Consider the following 16,708-nt stretch of genomic DNA (forward strand, 5'->3'; position numbering starts at 1 on the left):
CGATGCATCCATCTATCCGATGTTCTGATCAGGCGGCAGACGACGATCCGGCAGCGCTGTCGGTCCGGACGGTGTTCGCGCGGGCGTGCGACCCGGAGAGCACGCCTCTCCCCGACGCTCTCCGGCCCGCGATCGTCGCGGAGCTGGACCGCGCCTCCGACCACGATCGCGGTCCGCGGGTCCCGCCGGCCGACCTCGGCCCATCGGTCTCCGCGTGGGCCGCCACGCAACGATCGCGCTTCGCGGCACTCTTCGCCACCGCGGAGCGCGAGGGCTGTGTCGACGTACTCGTCCGCCGGGCGACACTCGCGTGCGCACCCCTGGCCTCGCTGTCGGGTGCCTGGCTGCAATGGATGAGCGAGCCGGGCAACGCCGAGGAAGCGGTCACCATGCGGGTGCTCGCGCTGTTCGCGGGCGATGTCGGCGCCGGTCATCCGCGGGCGTCGCGAGGGAGCGCCTACCTCGCTCTCATGCAGCACCTCCGGGTGGCCGTGCACGCGCACCCGGCGAGCCGGCTGGCGCAAGACCGCCGGATCGCCGACCAGTCCTTCTACCTGCCGGCCGTCGCGTTGACGATGAGCCGGCGTCCGGACGTGTACCAGGGCGAGATCATCGGTCTTGACCTCTGCTTGCGTGAGGTCGGCATGCTCCCGCCGCTCGCCGGTGTCCAGCACCGGCTTCCGCACGCGATCGACTGGGTCGCGCTGGATCCGAGCCGCGCGCGCACGCCGGACCGGCCGCCGGCGGTCGAGGACGCTCGTGCCGTGGCGGCCGCGTTCGCCGAATCGGCCGGTACGGCCGCGACCGCGATCGGGCGCGGCTTCGCCTGGGCGTTCGCCGCGCTACGGAGTTGGTGCGACGAGGTGTACCAGGAGCTCGACGCCGCTCGCGATCCGGCTTTCGAGATGGCGGAGCTGGTGCGGTCCCGGGCCCGGGAGGCGGCGGCCTATCACGACCGGTTCGTCGTGCAGGGCCGATCACTGCAGGAGTGGCTCGGCGAGGCGCGCACCGACCCGATCCCGTTCCTGACCGCGCTGGCGAACAATCGCCTCGTCCGGCCGGGCAGGTCCGAGGCGAGCCGCCTGACCGGCGGGCTGGTGTCGGAGAAGGGCCCGATGTTCCGGGTGTTCCCGGACGACGACCTGGACACGATCAAGCGGTGGATCGACGCGCTGCCGGCCGACCCCGCGGAGCGGGCACGGCGCCGGCCGCCCACCCATCAGTCCCGCAGGATCGTGCTTCGGCCGGCCCCGGACAGCGCCCGCGATGACGGCGAAGCTCCCGCGAACGTACGGCAGGCGTACACATATCTGTTGCGGCGCACCATCACGCCGGCCACCCGCCGGTACGCGCTGCGATACGTCGAAGCGTGGCTCGCCCGCTCCCGCCACGGCATGAAGCGGTCCACCCAGCCGCTACCGGCCGAGCCACCGGCGGACGGCCTGCGGCCGTGGCTGCTCGACCAGCACGACCTGCACAACAACGAGTTCCATCACGGCCTGGGCGATCCCTTGCCGGAACGCGCCGACCTGATCGACTCGACCCTGCAACTGGCGCCGCTCACCCTCATCGACGGTGCCTGGCTGGCCGGTTACACCGACTATCAGCTCGCCTCCTCCGAGCGCGGGCACTTCCTGTTCGCGACCTACTGGGACGAACTCGGAAACGGCGACCTGAGCCTGAACCATCCGCTGATCTACCGCAACGTGTTGCGGGAGATGGGTGTCGACCTGCCACCGACCCGGTCGGCGGAGTTCGCGGCCTGGCCCGGGTTGCGGGACCGATCGTTCGCACTGCCGGTCTACTGGCTGGCGATCGGCCGGTTTCCGCGCACGTTCGAGGCGGAGATCCTCGGCCTGAACCTGGCGATGGAGTTGTCCGGTGTCGGCGGCAGCTACCGCCGCGCCCGGCAGGCGCTCAAGGAATACGGCTTCAGCACCGTGTTCGTCGACATCCACAACACCATCGACAACGTCGCGACCGGGCACTCCGCCTGGGCAGCCGACACCATCGACGGATACCTGGCGCAGCAGGCGCCGACGGCTCGCGCGGGCGCCTGGGACCGGATTCGGGCCGGATACCGCTCACTGAACCCACCATCCGGATTCTGGGCACGCAACGCGGCTCGCCGAGCACGAATTGAGGTGCCATCGCATGTCTGACCTGGTCCTCGGTATCTCCGCCTACTATCACGACAGTGCGGCGGCGCTCGTCTGCGACGGCCGGCCCGTCGCGGCCGCACAGGAGGAGCGCTTCACCCGCCGCCGCCACGATTCGGCGTTCCCGGCCCGCGCGGTCGCGTATGCGCTCGGCGAGGCCGGTGCCACGCTCGCGGACGTGTCGGCGATCGCCTACTACGAGGACCCGGCGCTGAAGTTCCGCCGCGTCCTGGCGACGTATCTGGGCGCGGTCCCGTTCGGGCTGGCCTCGTTCCGGGACACCCTGCCCGGCTGGTGGACGTCGAAGCGGCGGATCCTCGACGTCGTCCGCCGCGAGCTCGAGGGACTGGCCCTGGGCCCGGTGCCGGAGATCAGTTGCCGGCGCCACCACGAGTCGCACGCGGCGTCGGCGTTCTTCGTCAGCCCGTACGAGTCGGCCGCCGTGCTGTGCATCGACGGTGTCGGCGAGTGGGCGACCACCTCGATCTGGCACGGGCAGGGCACCCGGCTGAAGCCGTTGGTCGAGATCCGGTTCCCGCACTCGCTCGGCCTGCTCTACTCGGCCTTCACCTACTTCTGCGGGTTCAAGGTCGACTCCGGTGAGTACAAGCTGATGGGCCTCGCGCCCTACGGCGAGCCCCGGTACGCCGACCTGATCCGCGAGCGGCTGATCGACGTCAAGCCGGACGGCTCCTTCCGCCTGAACATGCGCTATTTCGAGTTCATGCGCGGCCAGGTGATGACCGGTCGCGGCTTCGAGAAGCTGTTCGGCGGTCCGCGCCGGGAGCCCGAGGCAGAGCTGACCCGGCGCGAGTTCGACCTGGCCGCGTCCGTGCAGCTGGTGACCGAGGATGTCGTGCTCAGGCTCGCGCGGACCGCACGCGCGCTGACCGGCGAGTCACGGCTGTGCATGGCCGGCGGTGTCGCCCTGAACTGCGTCGCCAACGGAAGGATCATCGCCAACTCCGTCTTCGACGAGATCTGGGTCCAGCCCGCGGCGGGCGATGCCGGCGGTGCGCTGGGCGCGGCGCTCGCGGTCGCGGTCGACCGGGGCGCCGAGCGCGCCCACGTCGGCACCGGACTCGACGGGATGTCCGGATCGCTGCTGGGACCTGCGTACAGCGACGACCAGATCGCCGCCTACCTGACGGCGGGCGGGATCCCGCACCGCCGGCTCGAGCCGGCGGAGTTGGCCGCCGAGGTCGCGAAGGCGATCGCGGCGGGGAAGGTCGTGGGCTGGTTCCAGGGCCGGATGGAGTTCGGCCCGCGTGCGCTCGGCGCGCGGTCGATCCTCGGCGACCCGCGCGATCCGCGGACCCAGTCGGTGATGAATCTGAAGATCAAGTTTCGGGAGTCGTTCCGTCCGTTCGCGCCGTCGGTGCTCGCCGACGACGCGAAGGACTTCTTCGACCTTCCGCAGGACAGCCCGTACATGCTCGTGGTCGCGCCGGTCGCCGAGGCGGCTCGCCTCGCCGTCGAGGCGGATTCCGGCCGCACCGGTCTCGATCTGCTCAAGGTGCCCCGGTCGGTGATCCCGGCGGTCACGCACGTGGACTACTCCGCGCGCGTGCAGACCGTCCGCGGCCGGGACAACCCTCCGTACCATCAACTACTCCTCGCGCTGAAGCAGCAAACCGGTAGCAGCGTCGTGGTGAACACGTCGTTCAACGTCCGCGGCGAGCCGATCGTCAACACGCCGCACGAGGCCTACACGTGCTTCATGCGGACCGACATCGACGTGCTCGCGCTCGGCGGATTCCTGTTGCAGAAGTCCGACCAGCCCGAGTGGAAAGAGGAGCTGGACTGGCGTGCCGAAGTGCCCCTCGACTGACCGCACCCGCCTCCCGCACCGAATGGATCCCTGATGCGCAAAGCCCTGCTCACGATCGCCTATGTCCTGCTCGTGATCCCGGCCGGCCTGGTGACCCGGGTCCTGCGTGATCCGATGCGCCGGTCCTGGTCGCGGGGACGCCAGAGCTACTGGCAGAACTCGGCCGGTTGACGCCGTCGCCGGCGCGGTGCGTCAGGCACGGCCGGCGGCGCCGCGCGTGCCGATCACGCCGGGCTGAAGACCACCTGGTCGGCGATCGTCCGCTCGATCGCGCGGACCGCGGTGAGCACCGCCTCCGGTCGCTCGACCACGCCCTCCACCACACCGATCGTGCCCTGGGTGCCCTGTCGCCAGTCGACCCGGTCGCCGGGCGCGGCGATGAGGACGACCGAGAGGATGTCCGAGCGGTCCGCGAGACCGGCCACGCCGCCCCAGGAGGCGAGCCGCCAGTCGCCGACCGGGGGCAGGATCTGGTAGCAGAACGCGACCGCGGAGGGCCCGCCGGTCGGCGCCACCGGCCGGCGGCCGGCGGCCACGTCGAACGCCATCCGGACCGCTTCCACGCCGTACGACCGGTAGAGCAGCGTGGCCACGTAGCCGCCCAGGCGGGCGTTCACCTCGATCACCACGGGCCCGTCGGCAGTCAGCTTCAGCTCGACGTCCGTCCAGCCGTCCTCCAGGCCGAGCGCCCGGCAAGCCGCCTCGGCGACCCGGTAGACCTCCGCCTCGGCCGCCGCGGGCAGCAGGCCGGGCACGAAGAAGCCGCTCTCCCGGAACGGGTCCTTCAGCGGCAGCCGCGAGTTGAGCATCTGGTAGGCGACCGTGCCGCGCCACAGCAGCATCTCGACGGACACGTAGTCGCCGAGGTCGGGACCGGCGACCGAGGGGCAGCCGACCAGCATCTCCTCGACCACGAACCGGTCGGCGTCACCCGCGGCGAACGCGTCGGCGGCGTACCGCAGCGCGTCCTGCGGGCCGTCCAGGCGGTACGTGTGCCGGCTGGACGCGCCCCGAACCGGCTTGAACACCGCCGGCGTGCCCACCGCGGCGAGGGCTTCCAGCACCTGGTCGGGCCGGTCGAGCACGCGAATTCGCGGCACCCGGAGCCCCCCCTCGCGAAGCCGCTGCCGCTGGACGTGCTTGTCGGTGGCGGCGAGCACCGCGCTCTCCGAGTGGTACCGCAGGCCGAGCCGGGACGCCAGCCGCGCGGCAAGCGGCAGGTCGGGATCGGAGAACGCCACGATGCCGTCCGGCCGGCGGGCCGCGAGCACGGCGGCTCCGGCCGCCTCGTCGGTCACGTCGACGACCTCACCGACCGCCGCCAGCAGCTCGGTCAATCCGTCCGGCAGGGCGCCGACGGGCGCGGCGAACAGCAGGTCGTAGCCCTCGGCGTCGGCGGCCAGTTCGAGCGGGGTGGCGGCACCGGCCGTGTAGACCACGACCACCGTGGCCGTCATGCGCCGACGAGCGCGGCACCGGTGCGGTCCCGCTGCAGGGGTAGTGACCGGTAGATCTGCTCCAGGCCGCCCAGGGCACCGCCGAGCCGGGGCAGGGCCGCGTACACCGGGTCGCGGCGCAGGATCGCGTCGACCTCGCGCAGCCGCCACATCGGCGTTCGGGGGAACAGGTGGTGGACCAGGTGGAAGCCCTCGCCGTCCTTCTCCCCCAGCAGGAACCGGGTGCCCAGTCCGTACACCCGGTTCCAGGACATGTAGATGTCCGTCCGGGGGGCCGTCTCGAGGAGCGGGAAGTGCTCCATCAGCTCGGCCACCGCGCCGATCCACACCTGCGTGGTGACGAGCGGTACGAACCAGAGCAGCAGCAACCACGGCCACCAGCCGCCCAGGACGGCCCAGGCGAGCACCGCCGCCAGCAGGATCACCCGGAGCACTCGCTCGGCCGGGCGCTCGCCGGCTGTCATGATGCGGTGCCGCAGCAGGTAGAGCACGTACGAGGCGGTCGACCGCGGCGTCACGACGCGCCACAGGTACTGGCGCAGCGCCCGGCGGCTCAGGTTGTCTCCGCACAGCCCGTTGTCCCGGTACTGGCGGTAGTCCGGGTCCCGGTCCGGATCGCCCAGCCGGCCGTGGTGCTCGCCGAGGTGCGAGGCCCGGTAGCCGGTGTAGCTCTGCAGCACGGGGTATCCGCCGAGGACCGCGCCGATCACGCTGCCGACCCGGTGGTTGGCCATGAACGCCCGGTGCGTGGCCATGTGCAGCATGCCGGCGACGGCCCGCTGGCGGCCGCCGATGAAAAACACCGCCACGACGTACACGGGCACGGCCAGCCACCAGGGGGCGTGCCGCCACGTCAGCACCGAGGTCGCGCACCAGAAGGCGATCCAGGTCCAGTGCTCGACGGCCTCGAGCGGGCCGTGCCTGTTGTCCGGCCGGGACGCCGCCCGGACCGCGGCGAGGATGTCCGGCGCGAAGCGGTGCCGCTCGGCGAGATCCGAATCGCCCACAGTCCTCCCCCTTCACTCACTGGCGTCCAACTGACGACGCTCATCAGTTAGACATCCGGGCCAGGATGTCGGCAATCAGCTCGGCTTCCTGGGACTGGAGGTAGAAGTGGTCGCCGTCGAACCGCCGCCAGGCGGCCGGGCCGGAGGTCAGCTCACCCCAGGCGGACAGCTCGGCCGGCACGTCGCCGGGGTCGCCGCTGCCCGCGTAGGCGACGATCGGGCACCGCAGCCGCACCGGATCGCCGCAGTGGTAGGACAGCACCGCCCGGACGTCGGCCAGCAGCGCCGGCAGCACGAGCTCGCGCAGTTCCGGGTGGTCGAACACCATCGGATCGCTCCAGCCGGACGCCCGGGCCTCCGCCTCGACGGTGGCGTCGTCGAGTGCCTCCGGGGATGGCATGGACCGGTGCGGGGCGAGCTGGCCGGAGACGAACAGGCCGGCCGGATCCGGCCCGGCGCCGGCCTCCAGGCGGGTCGCGACCTCGTAGGCGACGAGGCCGCCCATGCTGTGCCCGAACAGGTACAGCGGCCGGTCGGCGTAGGGCGCGAGCGCCGGGACGAGCGCATCGGCGATCTCCGGTACGGACCGCGCGCAGGGCTCGGCCAGCCGATCCTGCCGGCCGGGGTACTGCACGGTGATCAGCTCGACCCGGGCCGGCAGCCGGGCGGCCCAGGGGGCGTAGGCGCTGGCCGTGCCGCCGGCGTGCGGCAGGCACACGAGGCGGGCCGACGGGTCGTGACACGGGCGTGGCCGGCGCAGCCATCGCGCCGACGCGCCGAAGGTGCCCGTTGTCGTGGGTACGGTCATCGAGGGCTCCCGTCAGTCGCTGGTCTGAGGCCAGAATCTGGATGTGTTTCGTTGCGAGGGATGCGTCTGGGACGGACTTGCGATGGATAGTGCCCCGGTCGACGTGCCGGTCGCGATCGGTGGCCGGATCGAGCCGGCCACGGTGCTCGGCGGCTACCGGCACGGCACCTACCCGATGCCGGCGGCATCAGCGGCCGAAATCGAGGTGAATCACTTCCTGTACGAGGATTCGGTGGCCGCCGGGACGACCGTGGTGCTCGACTCGCCGCTGCCCGATCCGTACGCGTTGACCTGGTGGTCCCCGGACCCGCGACCGGTCGTCCCGTACGGGCGGTTGACCAAGCCGCGCAGCCTCATGAGGCTGTTGCGCAACCGGCTGCAATGGACCACCACCGCGAACCAGGGCTTCGACCAGGTGCTCGCCGAATGCCGCCGGAACCGTACTCCCGAGTGGCTGACCGACGAGCTGTGCGAGTGCATGGTGGAGCTGCACAAGCTGGGCTGGGCCCACAGCGTCGAGGTGTGGGACGGCGACGAGCTGGTGGGGGGCGCCGTCGGTGTCGGCACCGGCACGGTGTTCTCCCTGGACACCTGCTTCCACCGGCAGACCAACGCCTCGAAGGTGGCGTTGCTCGACATGGAGCACCGGCTGGCCGGCACCGGCGTGACGCTGCTGGACGTCGAGTGGGACAGCGAACGGAACCAGCGGCTCGGCGCCGGACCGGTACCGCGGCACGAGTTTCTCGCCACCCTGGCCCGCGGCGGCGGTCCGGTCCCACTGGCCGGCGGCGTGGAGGAGGTACGCCGCCTGGGATTCCTGCGCACTTCGCCCGGTCCGGCTCGGCGAGGCCTCGCGGAGGCCGACCCGGACCAGACGACTCCCGAGTGAGCCGTTGACCCCAAAACAGGTGAGTCCCGCACGTCCGGCCGCGTGGTCAGGATGATCGAAGACCGTGCGTCTTCGCTCGACAACCGAGGCCGTGACAAGGAACGGGGGCTGATCCAGTGCCGGTCGACATCTCTCAATCCCCAGACGAACCCCGATCCTCCGCCGGTGCGGAGCCGTCCGCGGAGCCGGCCTCGGCCTGGGACAGCGCCGTCGTGCGGCTGCCGATCTCCGCCGTCCGCGAGGCCGACTCGCCGCGGTCCGCGGGCGTGGACATGGCGCACGCGAGGTCGCTGGCGCAGACGGAGGCGGACCTGCCACCGATCGTGGTGCACCGTACGACGATGCGCGTGATCGACGGCATGCACCGGCTCACCGCCGCCCGGCTGCGCGGCGAGCCGGAGATCTCCGCGAAGCTGTTCGACGGCGACGGCGACGAGGCGTTCCTGCTCGCCGTCCGGCTCAACGTGTCGCACGGCATGCCCCTCACGATCGCCGATCGGCGAGCCGCGGCGGTCCGGATCATCCGCACCCACCCGCGGCTGTCCGACCGGGCCATCGGCTTCACCGCCGGTCTGGCCGCGAAGACCGTCGGATCGCTGCGCCGCGAGCTCGACGGCCCGTCGGTGGAGGCGCGGGTCGGCCGGGACGGCCGGGTCCGCCCGATCAACGGGGCGGCCGGGCGGCGGGCAGCAGCCGAGCTGATCGCCATCCACCCGGACGCGACCCTGCGCCGGATCGCACAGGATGCCGGCATCTCGGTGGAGACCGCGCGGAGTGTCCGGGCGCGCCTACGGGCCGGCGAGGATCCGGTACTGGACCGGCGGACCCGGCCGGAGCGCGCCGACCGGGCGGTGAACCGGCAGATGACCGTGAAGCTGCCGGAGGCCGATCCCTCCGACGAGCTGCGGTCGCTGCTCGAGACCATCCAGCGGGACCCGTCCCTGCGCTACACCGAGTCCGGCCGGATGCTGCTGCGCTGGCTCGGTCCGCGGGTGCTGCTGCCCGACGAGATCCCGCTCTCGTTGCGCCGTATCCCGCCGCACTCCCGGCTCAACCTCGGCTCGCTGGCACGGTCCTGCGCGGCGGCCTGGATCCAGCTCGCCATGGGGCTCGAGGACGACCACGTCGACAAGGCGAGCGGCCAGCACGGCTGACCACGTCCGTCCCCTGTGGACCGGTGTCCGGTGAGGCACCGGTCCACAGGGGACGGCAGGGCCGGTCAGCGGGGCCGCGCGCCGCTCGAGACGGCCAGCCGGATCCTCAGCCAGAGCCGCCACAGGTACGGCAGCGGCGTGCTGGCGCTCGCGTACGCCCCCGGCGGCACACCGATCCGGTCCGGGTGCACGCAGACCGGGACGCCCGACTCCGGAATGGTGCGGACCCCCTTCTCCCGGTCGAAGCGGGTCGACGACTTCGGCCGGGCCTCGACGTCGAACGCGCCCACCCGGAACCGCCGGATCGGGCAGGCCCGGCAGTACGCGGACGGCTGCCGCACGGGCCCGGTCATCGCGGCTCGGCGTCGCTCAGGCGGCCGGCGAGGTCGGCCACGGTCGGCGCCTCGAAGAGGGTACGCAGGGTGACCTTCCGCCCGGTGACCTCGGTGAGCCGGGTGACGACGGCGACCGCCAGCAGCGAATGGCCGCCCAGTTCGAAGAAGTTGTCCCGCCGGCCGACCCGGGGCACGGCCAGCACCTCGGCCCAGATCGCGGCGATGTGCTCCTCCAGCGGCGTGCCCGGTGGCTCGTACTCGGCCGCGCCGGCCCACTCGGCCTCGTCGTCCGGCCGCGGCAGCAGCCGCCGGCTCAGCTTCCCGCTGGGCGTACGCGGCAGCTCCGTCACCGTCTGGTAGGCAGCCGGCACCATGTAGTCCGGCAGGCGGGCGGCCAGGAAGGCGCGGAGCTCGGTGGCGGCCGGCGGGGCGTCCGAGTCCGGCACGACGTAGGCGACCAGGCGCCGGTCGCCGACGCCGTACCAGTGGGCGGCGACGGCGCACTCCCGCACCCCGGGGTGGCCGGTGAGAACCGCCTCGATCTCGGCGACCTCCACCCGAAACCCACGGATCTTCACCTGGTCGTCGAAGCGGCCGATGAACTCCAGCTGGCCGGCGGCGTTCCAGCGGACCCGGTCGCCGGTGCGGTACACCCGGGTGCCCGTGCCGAACGGGTCGGGCAGGAACCGCTCCGCCGTCATCTCCGGGCGGCCCAGGTAGCCGCGGGCCAGCGCGATGCCGCCGACGAACAGCTCGCCGGCCACCCCGGGCGGCACCGGCCGCAGGTCGGCGTCGAGCACGTACGTCCGCACGTTGTCGAAGGGCCGGCCGATCGGCGGCAGCGCCGGCCACTCCACGGGGTTGTGGTCGAGCTGGTGGGAGGTGGCCAGGTGTACCTCGATCGGTCCGTACTGGTTGAACAGCGTGCAGCTCGGCATCTGTTCGAAGAAGGCCCGGATCGCCAGGGTGGCCTGGAGCTGCTCGCCCGCCGTGAGCACCGCGCGCAGCGACCGCGGGATCCGGTCGAGCCGCACGGCCAGCTCGGCGAGTCCCCGCAGGGCCACGAACGGCATGAAGATCCGCTCGATCCGCTGTTCCTCGATGACGTCGAGCAACCGCTCGAAGTCGTGCCGGACCTCCTCGCTGACCAGGACGAGCGTGTCACCGACCGACAGCGTGGTCACCATCTCCTGGTAGAAGATGTCGAAGCTGAGCGCGGCCCACTGCAGCGTGCGTCCGCGGCCGCCGGAGCCCTGGCGCTGCTGCCACTGCACCTGGTTGTGCAGGGCCCGGTGTGACATGGCCACGCCCTTGGGCCGGCCGGTGGACCCGGAGGTGTAGAGCACCCAGGCGATGTTGTCCGGGTCGGCCAGGTTCGGCGGGCTGATGGCGCTGGCCGGCGCGCCGAACGCGTCGAGCGCCAGCACCGGCGCCGGCTCGGTGGCCCCGTCCGGTCCGCTCTGAGCACGGATCAGCAGCCGCAAGGCCGCGTCCTCGGCGATCAGCTGCTGGCGGGCGATCGGGTAGGTCGGGTCGATCGGGACACAGGCCCCGCCGGCCTTGAGCACCGCCAGGTTGGCGACCACCATGTCGAGCGACCGGTGCAGCGCGATGCCGACCCGTTCGTCGGGGCCGACGCCCAGCTTGCGCAGGTGCCAGGCCAGGGCGTTCGCCCGCTCGTCCAGCTCGCGGTAGGTCAGCGCCCGGCCGTCGAACACCGCCGCGGTGGCGGCCGGCGTGGCGGCGACCTGCCGCTCGATCAGCTGGTGCAGGCAGCTGCCGTCGTCGAACCGGTTGGCCGTGTCGTTCCAGACCTCGAGGACCTCGTGCCGCTGCGCGGCGGACATCAGGGGCAGGTCGTCGATCGGTACGTCGGGCGCGGCGACCACCCCGGCGAGCAGGGTGACCAGGTAGCCGGCCAGCCGTTCCATGGTGGCGCGCTCGAACAGCGCGGTCTGGTACTCCATGCCTACGTGCAGGTCCCCCGCCGCGGTCTCCCAGGCGTGCAGCGTGAGGTCGAACATCGCCTTGCGTTCGTCCGGCTCGATCTGCGTGACGGTCAGCCCGTCGAGGAGGTCGAACTGCTCGGCCACCAGGTAGGTGAACAGCACCTGGAACAGCGGCTGAACCGCCAGGTCCCGCTGCGGCCGGAGCTCGGCCACCAGCCGGTCGAACGGCACGTGCCGATGCTCCAGGGCTTCGAGCAGCCGGGGCCGGAGCTGGCGGAGCAGACCGGCGAAGGTCGGCTGCCCGGCGAGATCGGCCCGCAGCACGACCGGGTTGACGAAGTGGCCGATGTTGGCGGCGACGTCCGGGTGCGCCCGCCCGTCGGCGATCATCCCGACGCTGACGTCGGTTTGCCCGCTCCACCGGTACAGCAGCGTGTGGAAGGCCGCCAGCAGCACCATGAACAGCGTGGCTTCCTCCCGCCGGGCCAGCCGGCGCAGCGCGTCGGCCACCTCGGCGGGCACCGGCACCTCGACCATGTCGCCGGCGAGTTCGGCGACGGCCGGCCGCGGTCGATCGGTCGGCAGGTCGAAGGTGTGCGGCGCGCCGGCCAGCCGCTCCTTCCAGTAGTCCATGTGCCGCTTCGCCTCGGCGCCGTCCCGGCCGTGCTGCCACAGTGCGTAGTCGGCGTACTGCATGGTCAGCTCGGGCAGCGAGGACGGGGTTGCGGTCCGGTACGCCGTGTAGAGCGTGCGTAGCTCGTGGTAGAGGTTGGCGTGCGAGGGCCCGTCGATCACCAGGTGGTACGAGCGGAAGACCAGCACGTGCTCGGCCGGGCCGAGGCGGATCAGCTCGGTGCGGAAGTTGTGCGCCACGGAGATGTCGAACCGGTGCTCGGCGTACATCCGCTTCCGCTCGTCCAACCACCGGTCCTGCTCGGCGGCGGAAAGGTCGGACACGTCCAGGAAGGTGAAGCGGGGATCGCCGGCTGGTTCCACCACCTGTACGCCGATCCCGTCGCGTGCCGGGAAGGCGGTCCGCAGGATCTCGTGCCGCCGCATGATCTCCGTGATCGCCGACCGCAGCGCCGACACGTTCAGGTCGCCGGTGATGCGATGCAGCGCCGTCTGGTTGTACGCCGGCCCCAGAACGCCCATCTGTTCGAGGAACCACATGCCCTGCTGGTGTTCGGACAGCGGGATGGTGTCCGGCCGGGCCGCCGGTGCCGGGTCGGCGCGCATCGCGGCGATCACCTCGTCGCGCCGCTCGCGCAGCACCGCCAGCCGCTCGCCGTCGAGCGCGCCGGCCGGCCGGTATCGCAACCTGCCGTCCTGCAGCCACAGCTGGACGCCGGCCCGGCGCAGTTCTTCCAGGAAATCGGAAATCGCAAGCACTGGCTGCCCCTTCTCGGCGGGCGGTGCGGATCCAGCGGCAGCCGCTCAGCGGGCGCTGAGCGGACGCAGGTCGGTCCAGTGGTGCTCGATGTAGTCCAGGCACGCCTGCCGGCTGTCCTCGCCGTGCACGATCCGCCAGCCGGCCGGCACCGCCCGGCGGCTCGGCCACAGCGAGTGCTGCTCCTGGTCGTTGACGAGCACCAGGAAACGGCCCTCCGGGTCGTCGAACGGGTTCATGGCATCTTCTCCTTCTCCAGCAGTGGTGCGAACGCGGCGACTGCCCGAGGCTCGCGGTCCCGCGCCGCCCGCCACCGCGGGTAGACGAAGGGCAGCAGCAGACCCGGCATCAACGTGGTGACCAACGCCATCAGGACCATCAGCGAGTACAGCCGCTGATCGAGCAGGCCGATCTGGAGACCGACCGCCAGGACGATCAGCTCGGTGAGCCCCCGGGTGTTGACCAGCAGGGCGAGTGCGGCACTGTGCCGGGTGGACACCCGGGCCAGCCGCGCGGCCCCGAAGGCGCCGGACATCTTGCCGCCGATCGCGACCAGCAGGATCAACAGCAGCAGGCCCAACTCCCGACCGTCCATCCCGGACAGGTCGACCGCGAAACCGGCGACCACGAAGAAGGGGGGCAGCAACACGGTCCGGTCGATCCGCTCGATCCACGGCAGTACCCGCGCGCGCAGGGTGGCGGCGCCCGCCCGGGGCATCACCGCGCCGAGCAGAAACGCGCCGAAGATCTGATGCAGCCCCATCCACGAGGTCGCCGTGGACGACAGCACCAGCGCGGCGGCGATCGCGACCACCAGGCCGGCGCCGAGGCTCACCCGGGCGCCCCTTCCACGAGTCCGGGCGGCGGGCCGGCGCTCCGCCAGCCTGGCCAGCAGCGGCCGTACCACCCCGACAAGGACCGCCACGAACGGCAGCACGAGCAGCACGCGCCACGGCGGCGTATCCCCCCGGGAGAAGGCGACCAGGACCGCGAGCATCGACCAGGCGAGAACGTCCCCGACCGCCGCCGCGGCGAGCGCCAGACCGCCGATGGGCGTGTCGATCAGCTCGCGGTCGGTCAGAATCCGGGCCAGTACCGGAAACGCGGTGATCGACATCGCCGTTCCGATGTAGAGGCAGAACAGCACCGCGGTCCGGCCGGACCGATCGCCCACGACGCCGATCGCGAACAGGGTGCCGAGAACGAACGGCACGACCATCGAGCCGAGCGACAGCACCACCGCGATGCGGCCCTGCCCGCGCAGGCTGCCGTCGGCCACGTGCAGCCCCACGAGGAACATGAAGACGCAAACCCCGACGGTCGACAGCGTCGCGAGCGCCGGGCGGATCTCGGCCGGAAACAACTCGCGGGTGAGCACGCCGTGAAACAGGGTCGGGCCGAGCAGGATGCCACCGACGATCTCGCCGATCACCTCCGGCTGCCCGAACCGCCGGCAGAGCAGGCCCAGTAGCCGGGCGACCAGGATGATCACGAGAAGCGCGCGGACGAACGTCGCGACCGCACCGATGTCCATGAGTCCGTCCCCCATTCGCCCACTGTTGTGTTGGACGGTAGGCAGCACCGACTGCGGCAGCGCAGTCACGTGAACCGGCGACGGTGTCCTTCTCGCGCACCTTCCCGCCCGCCTACAGCCGCCGGCCGGCCGGGCACACCGCCGAGTGCCGATCCGCTGTGGTCGGAGAGTTTGCCCAGGCCAGGTGCGAGCCACGGCGATCGGGTCGACGGATGCTACGGTCGCCGCCGGGACGAGTTCATGTCCCCGATTGGCGCGACCGGCAGCCGACCCAGAGATGTCAGAGAATGGCCGCGGAACAGGTCGCCCAATCACCGGGAGCCCGTATGAGCACTACCGTTCATCCACCCGACGAGCAGGTGACCACCGAACTACACGCCATCGAGCGGCGCCGGCAGCGAGCACTCATCGACGTGGACCTGGACACGCTCGACGAGCTCTTCGACGACACACTCGTGCACACACACGCGCACGGCATCACCCACACCAAGACGCAGCTGCTGGAACACACCGCCGACCGCCGCCCCTACCTCGACATCACCCGGGGCGAGCTGCTCATCCGGCTCATTGGCGACGTCGCGGTCATCACCGGGCCGCTCACCAACCTGATCCGCACGCCCGACGGCGGTGAGCGCACGCTCGCGGGCGTAGCCACCCAGATCCTGCGCCGCGACGACCACAGCGGCTGGCGGTTCGTCAGCTTCCAGATGACCCCGCACGGCGAGCAGAGATAACCCGGAGCGCCCCCAACGGACCATCGAACGACCCGGCGAAACGGTGGCGGCATGGCCTTTCTAGGTGCTCCCGCACGGACGGCACTTCTTGGACGATCTGTCCTATCGTGCGGCGCATGACGGCCGTACCGAACGCTTCAGTCATCGATCAGATCGCGGTCCACTTCGATGCCGATCTGATCGCGTTGAGACGCGATCTTCATCGGTGGCCCGAGTTGGCCGGCGACGAACGCCGCACTGCGTCCGCTGTCGCTGAGCGGCTTCGCGCCGCGGGGCTGTCCGTGTCGACCGGAATCGGCGGCCACGGGGTGGTGGCCGTGCTGGACGGCGCCGGCCTTGGCCCCACCGTTGCCTACCGCGCCGACATGGACGCGGTTGCCGCCGACGAACTTGCTGGCGGCGAGTTCGCCTCACAGGTCCCCGGCGCGGCTCACCTCTGCGGTCACGACCTGCACACCACGATCGGTGTGGGCATAGCCGAGACGCTCTCACGGCTGCGCCACCGGTTCAGCGGTCGGGTCGTGTTCGTGTTCCAACCGGCCGAGGAGACGCTCGACGGCGCCCGCGCGATGATCGACGCAGGTCTCCTCAACTGGGCGGCGCCAGAAGAGATGTACGCCCTGCATTGCAGTCCGCTGCCGGTCGGTGCCTTCGCGGTCATGCCCGGCGCTGGACAGCCCGGCCTGGACGTCGGGCACATCGACGTGTCCGGACCGAACGCCGCCGATACCGGTGCACAACTCGTCGCCTCGATCAACGACATGTCAACCGTTACGGAGCCGCAGACACCCGAGGAGTTCGCGCAGCTCCTCAACGACCTGCAGGCTACGGATGGGCCGCTGGCGCGGTTCGTTTTCACCGGTGCCCTGCTCACGCCCGCCGATGACGGCGCGGTGCGGGTGCAGTTCTGGTTGCGCACCTGGCCTGACGATCGGTATCCCGCACTGCGTGAGGACGTGCGCCGGCTGGCGCACTCTGTCGGAGCCACCCGGGTCGAGTTCCCGCAACCGCCGTTTCCCTCGATGGTGTGCTCGCCGGAACTCAGCCGCGCGGCCGCCACACACTTGCGGGGCGTCCCCGGTGTGTCCACGGTCGAGGTGTTCCACGCGCCATTCCCGTTCAACGGCGAGGACTTCGCGCTGTTCCTCCGCCGGGTACCAGGGGCAATGTTCTTCCTCGGCGTGGCCAACCCAGACGCCGGTGTGAACGGGCTGCCGCACGCGCCGGGCTTTGCAGCCGACGAGCGGGCGATCGGACTCGGCGTCCGGGCCATGACAGGCCTGTTGTTGAGCCGGCTGCACACCCTACATCGATGATCGGTCTCCCATGACCTCCGGTCTTGACAACTCCTCTTCGGCAGGATGATGCGCGACCACGGCCAGAGGGTGGATCCCGGTCTCGGCGCCTACTATGGAGGCAGGGCCTACGGACCGGCGAACCCATGGCATCATGCACCTGACG

Annotated in this window: 14 protein-coding genes; 7 read left to right on the forward strand and 7 right to left on the reverse strand. The window is 71.5% G+C overall.

What is annotated here, in order from left to right; all coding sequences use genetic code 11:
* Nucleotides 1-71 precede the first annotated feature (71 nt).
* From Dfulv_RS34170 to Dfulv_RS34180, 3 genes are read left to right on the forward strand one after another with little or no spacing between them, the layout of a single operon-like run.
* Nucleotides 72-2,162, forward strand: a complete 2,091-nt coding sequence (locus Dfulv_RS34170; protein ID WP_259857940.1) for an iron-containing redox enzyme family protein — start codon at nucleotides 72-74, stop codon at nucleotides 2,160-2,162.
* Nucleotides 2,155-3,990 carry a carbamoyltransferase family protein gene (locus Dfulv_RS34175; protein ID WP_259857941.1) on the forward strand — a complete coding sequence of 612 codons (1,836 nt, stop codon included), beginning with the start codon at nucleotides 2,155-2,157 and terminating at the stop codon, nucleotides 3,988-3,990. The genes Dfulv_RS34170 and Dfulv_RS34175 overlap by 8 nt, the downstream gene beginning before the upstream one ends.
* Before the next feature lie 33 nt (nucleotides 3,991-4,023).
* Nucleotides 4,024-4,161 (forward strand): hypothetical protein, encoded by a 138-nt coding sequence (locus Dfulv_RS34180; RefSeq protein ID WP_259857942.1) that lies wholly within the window; start codon nucleotides 4,024-4,026, stop codon nucleotides 4,159-4,161.
* 53 nt (nucleotides 4,162-4,214) lie between these two features.
* Here the strand turns inward: Dfulv_RS34180 and Dfulv_RS34185 are convergent, their stop codons facing one another.
* Genes Dfulv_RS34185 through Dfulv_RS34195 form a run of 3 tightly spaced genes read right to left on the reverse strand, consistent with a single transcriptional unit; the run spans nucleotide 4,215 to nucleotide 7,262 of the window.
* Nucleotides 4,215-5,447 carry an ATP-grasp domain-containing protein gene (locus tag Dfulv_RS34185; RefSeq protein ID WP_259857943.1) on the reverse strand — a complete coding sequence of 411 codons (1,233 nt, stop codon included), beginning with the start codon at nucleotides 5,445-5,447 and terminating at the stop codon, nucleotides 4,215-4,217.
* The gene (locus Dfulv_RS34190) at nucleotides 5,444-6,454 is read right to left on the reverse strand and encodes a fatty acid desaturase (protein ID WP_259857944.1); all 1,011 of its coding nucleotides are present in this window, start codon (nucleotides 6,452-6,454) and stop codon (nucleotides 5,444-5,446) included. Before Dfulv_RS34190 ends, Dfulv_RS34185 begins: the two co-directional genes overlap by 4 nt.
* Nucleotides 6,455-6,497: 43 nt before the next feature.
* A complete protein-coding gene (locus Dfulv_RS34195; protein WP_259857945.1) occupies nucleotides 6,498-7,262 on the reverse strand; it encodes a thioesterase II family protein in 765 nt (254 codons plus the stop codon).
* An 82-nt stretch (nucleotides 7,263-7,344) separates the two neighbouring features.
* Between Dfulv_RS34195 and Dfulv_RS34200 the strand changes: the two genes are divergently transcribed.
* On the forward strand, nucleotides 7,345-8,151 hold the full coding sequence (locus Dfulv_RS34200) for a leucyl/phenylalanyl-tRNA--protein transferase (protein ID WP_259857946.1): 807 nt from the start codon (nucleotides 7,345-7,347) through the stop codon (nucleotides 8,149-8,151).
* 212 nt (nucleotides 8,152-8,363) lie between these two features.
* Nucleotides 8,364-9,305, forward strand: coding sequence for a ParB/RepB/Spo0J family partition protein (locus Dfulv_RS34205; RefSeq protein WP_259857947.1), 942 nt, complete (start codon nucleotides 8,364-8,366; stop codon nucleotides 9,303-9,305).
* Nucleotides 9,306-9,370: 65 nt separating this feature from the next.
* Here Dfulv_RS34205 and Dfulv_RS34210 read toward each other — a convergent pair whose 3' ends face one another.
* From Dfulv_RS34210 to Dfulv_RS34225, 4 genes are read right to left on the reverse strand one after another with little or no spacing between them, the layout of a single operon-like run.
* A complete protein-coding gene (locus tag Dfulv_RS34210) occupies nucleotides 9,371-9,658 on the reverse strand; it encodes a hypothetical protein (RefSeq protein WP_259857948.1) in 288 nt (95 codons plus the stop codon).
* The gene (locus Dfulv_RS34215; RefSeq protein WP_259857949.1) at nucleotides 9,655-12,981 is read right to left on the reverse strand and encodes a non-ribosomal peptide synthetase; all 3,327 of its coding nucleotides are present in this window, start codon (nucleotides 12,979-12,981) and stop codon (nucleotides 9,655-9,657) included. The genes Dfulv_RS34210 and Dfulv_RS34215 overlap by 4 nt, the downstream gene beginning before the upstream one ends.
* Nucleotides 12,982-13,026: 45 nt before the next feature.
* On the reverse strand, nucleotides 13,027-13,218 hold the full coding sequence (locus Dfulv_RS34220; RefSeq protein ID WP_259857950.1) for an MbtH family protein: 192 nt from the start codon (nucleotides 13,216-13,218) through the stop codon (nucleotides 13,027-13,029).
* Entirely contained in the window at nucleotides 13,215-14,528 is a 1,314-nt protein-coding gene (locus tag Dfulv_RS34225) for a cation:proton antiporter domain-containing protein (RefSeq protein WP_259857951.1), read from the reverse strand. The genes Dfulv_RS34220 and Dfulv_RS34225 overlap by 4 nt, the downstream gene beginning before the upstream one ends.
* Before the next feature lie 311 nt (nucleotides 14,529-14,839).
* Here Dfulv_RS34225 and Dfulv_RS34230 point away from each other — a divergent pair, with 311 nt between their 5' ends.
* Together Dfulv_RS34230 and Dfulv_RS34235 are read left to right on the forward strand one after the other, a co-directional pair.
* Nucleotides 14,840-15,247 (forward strand): nuclear transport factor 2 family protein, encoded by a 408-nt coding sequence (locus Dfulv_RS34230; RefSeq protein ID WP_259857952.1) that lies wholly within the window; start codon nucleotides 14,840-14,842, stop codon nucleotides 15,245-15,247.
* A gap of 116 nt (nucleotides 15,248-15,363) precedes the next feature.
* Nucleotides 15,364-16,563, forward strand: coding sequence for a M20 metallopeptidase family protein (locus Dfulv_RS34235; protein WP_259857953.1), 1,200 nt, complete (start codon nucleotides 15,364-15,366; stop codon nucleotides 16,561-16,563).
* Nucleotides 16,564-16,708: the final 145 nt, after the last annotated feature.

The organism is Dactylosporangium fulvum (genome assembly GCF_025137375.1).
GTDB classification, from domain to species: Bacteria; Actinomycetota; Actinomycetes; order Mycobacteriales; family Micromonosporaceae; genus Dactylosporangium; species Dactylosporangium fulvum.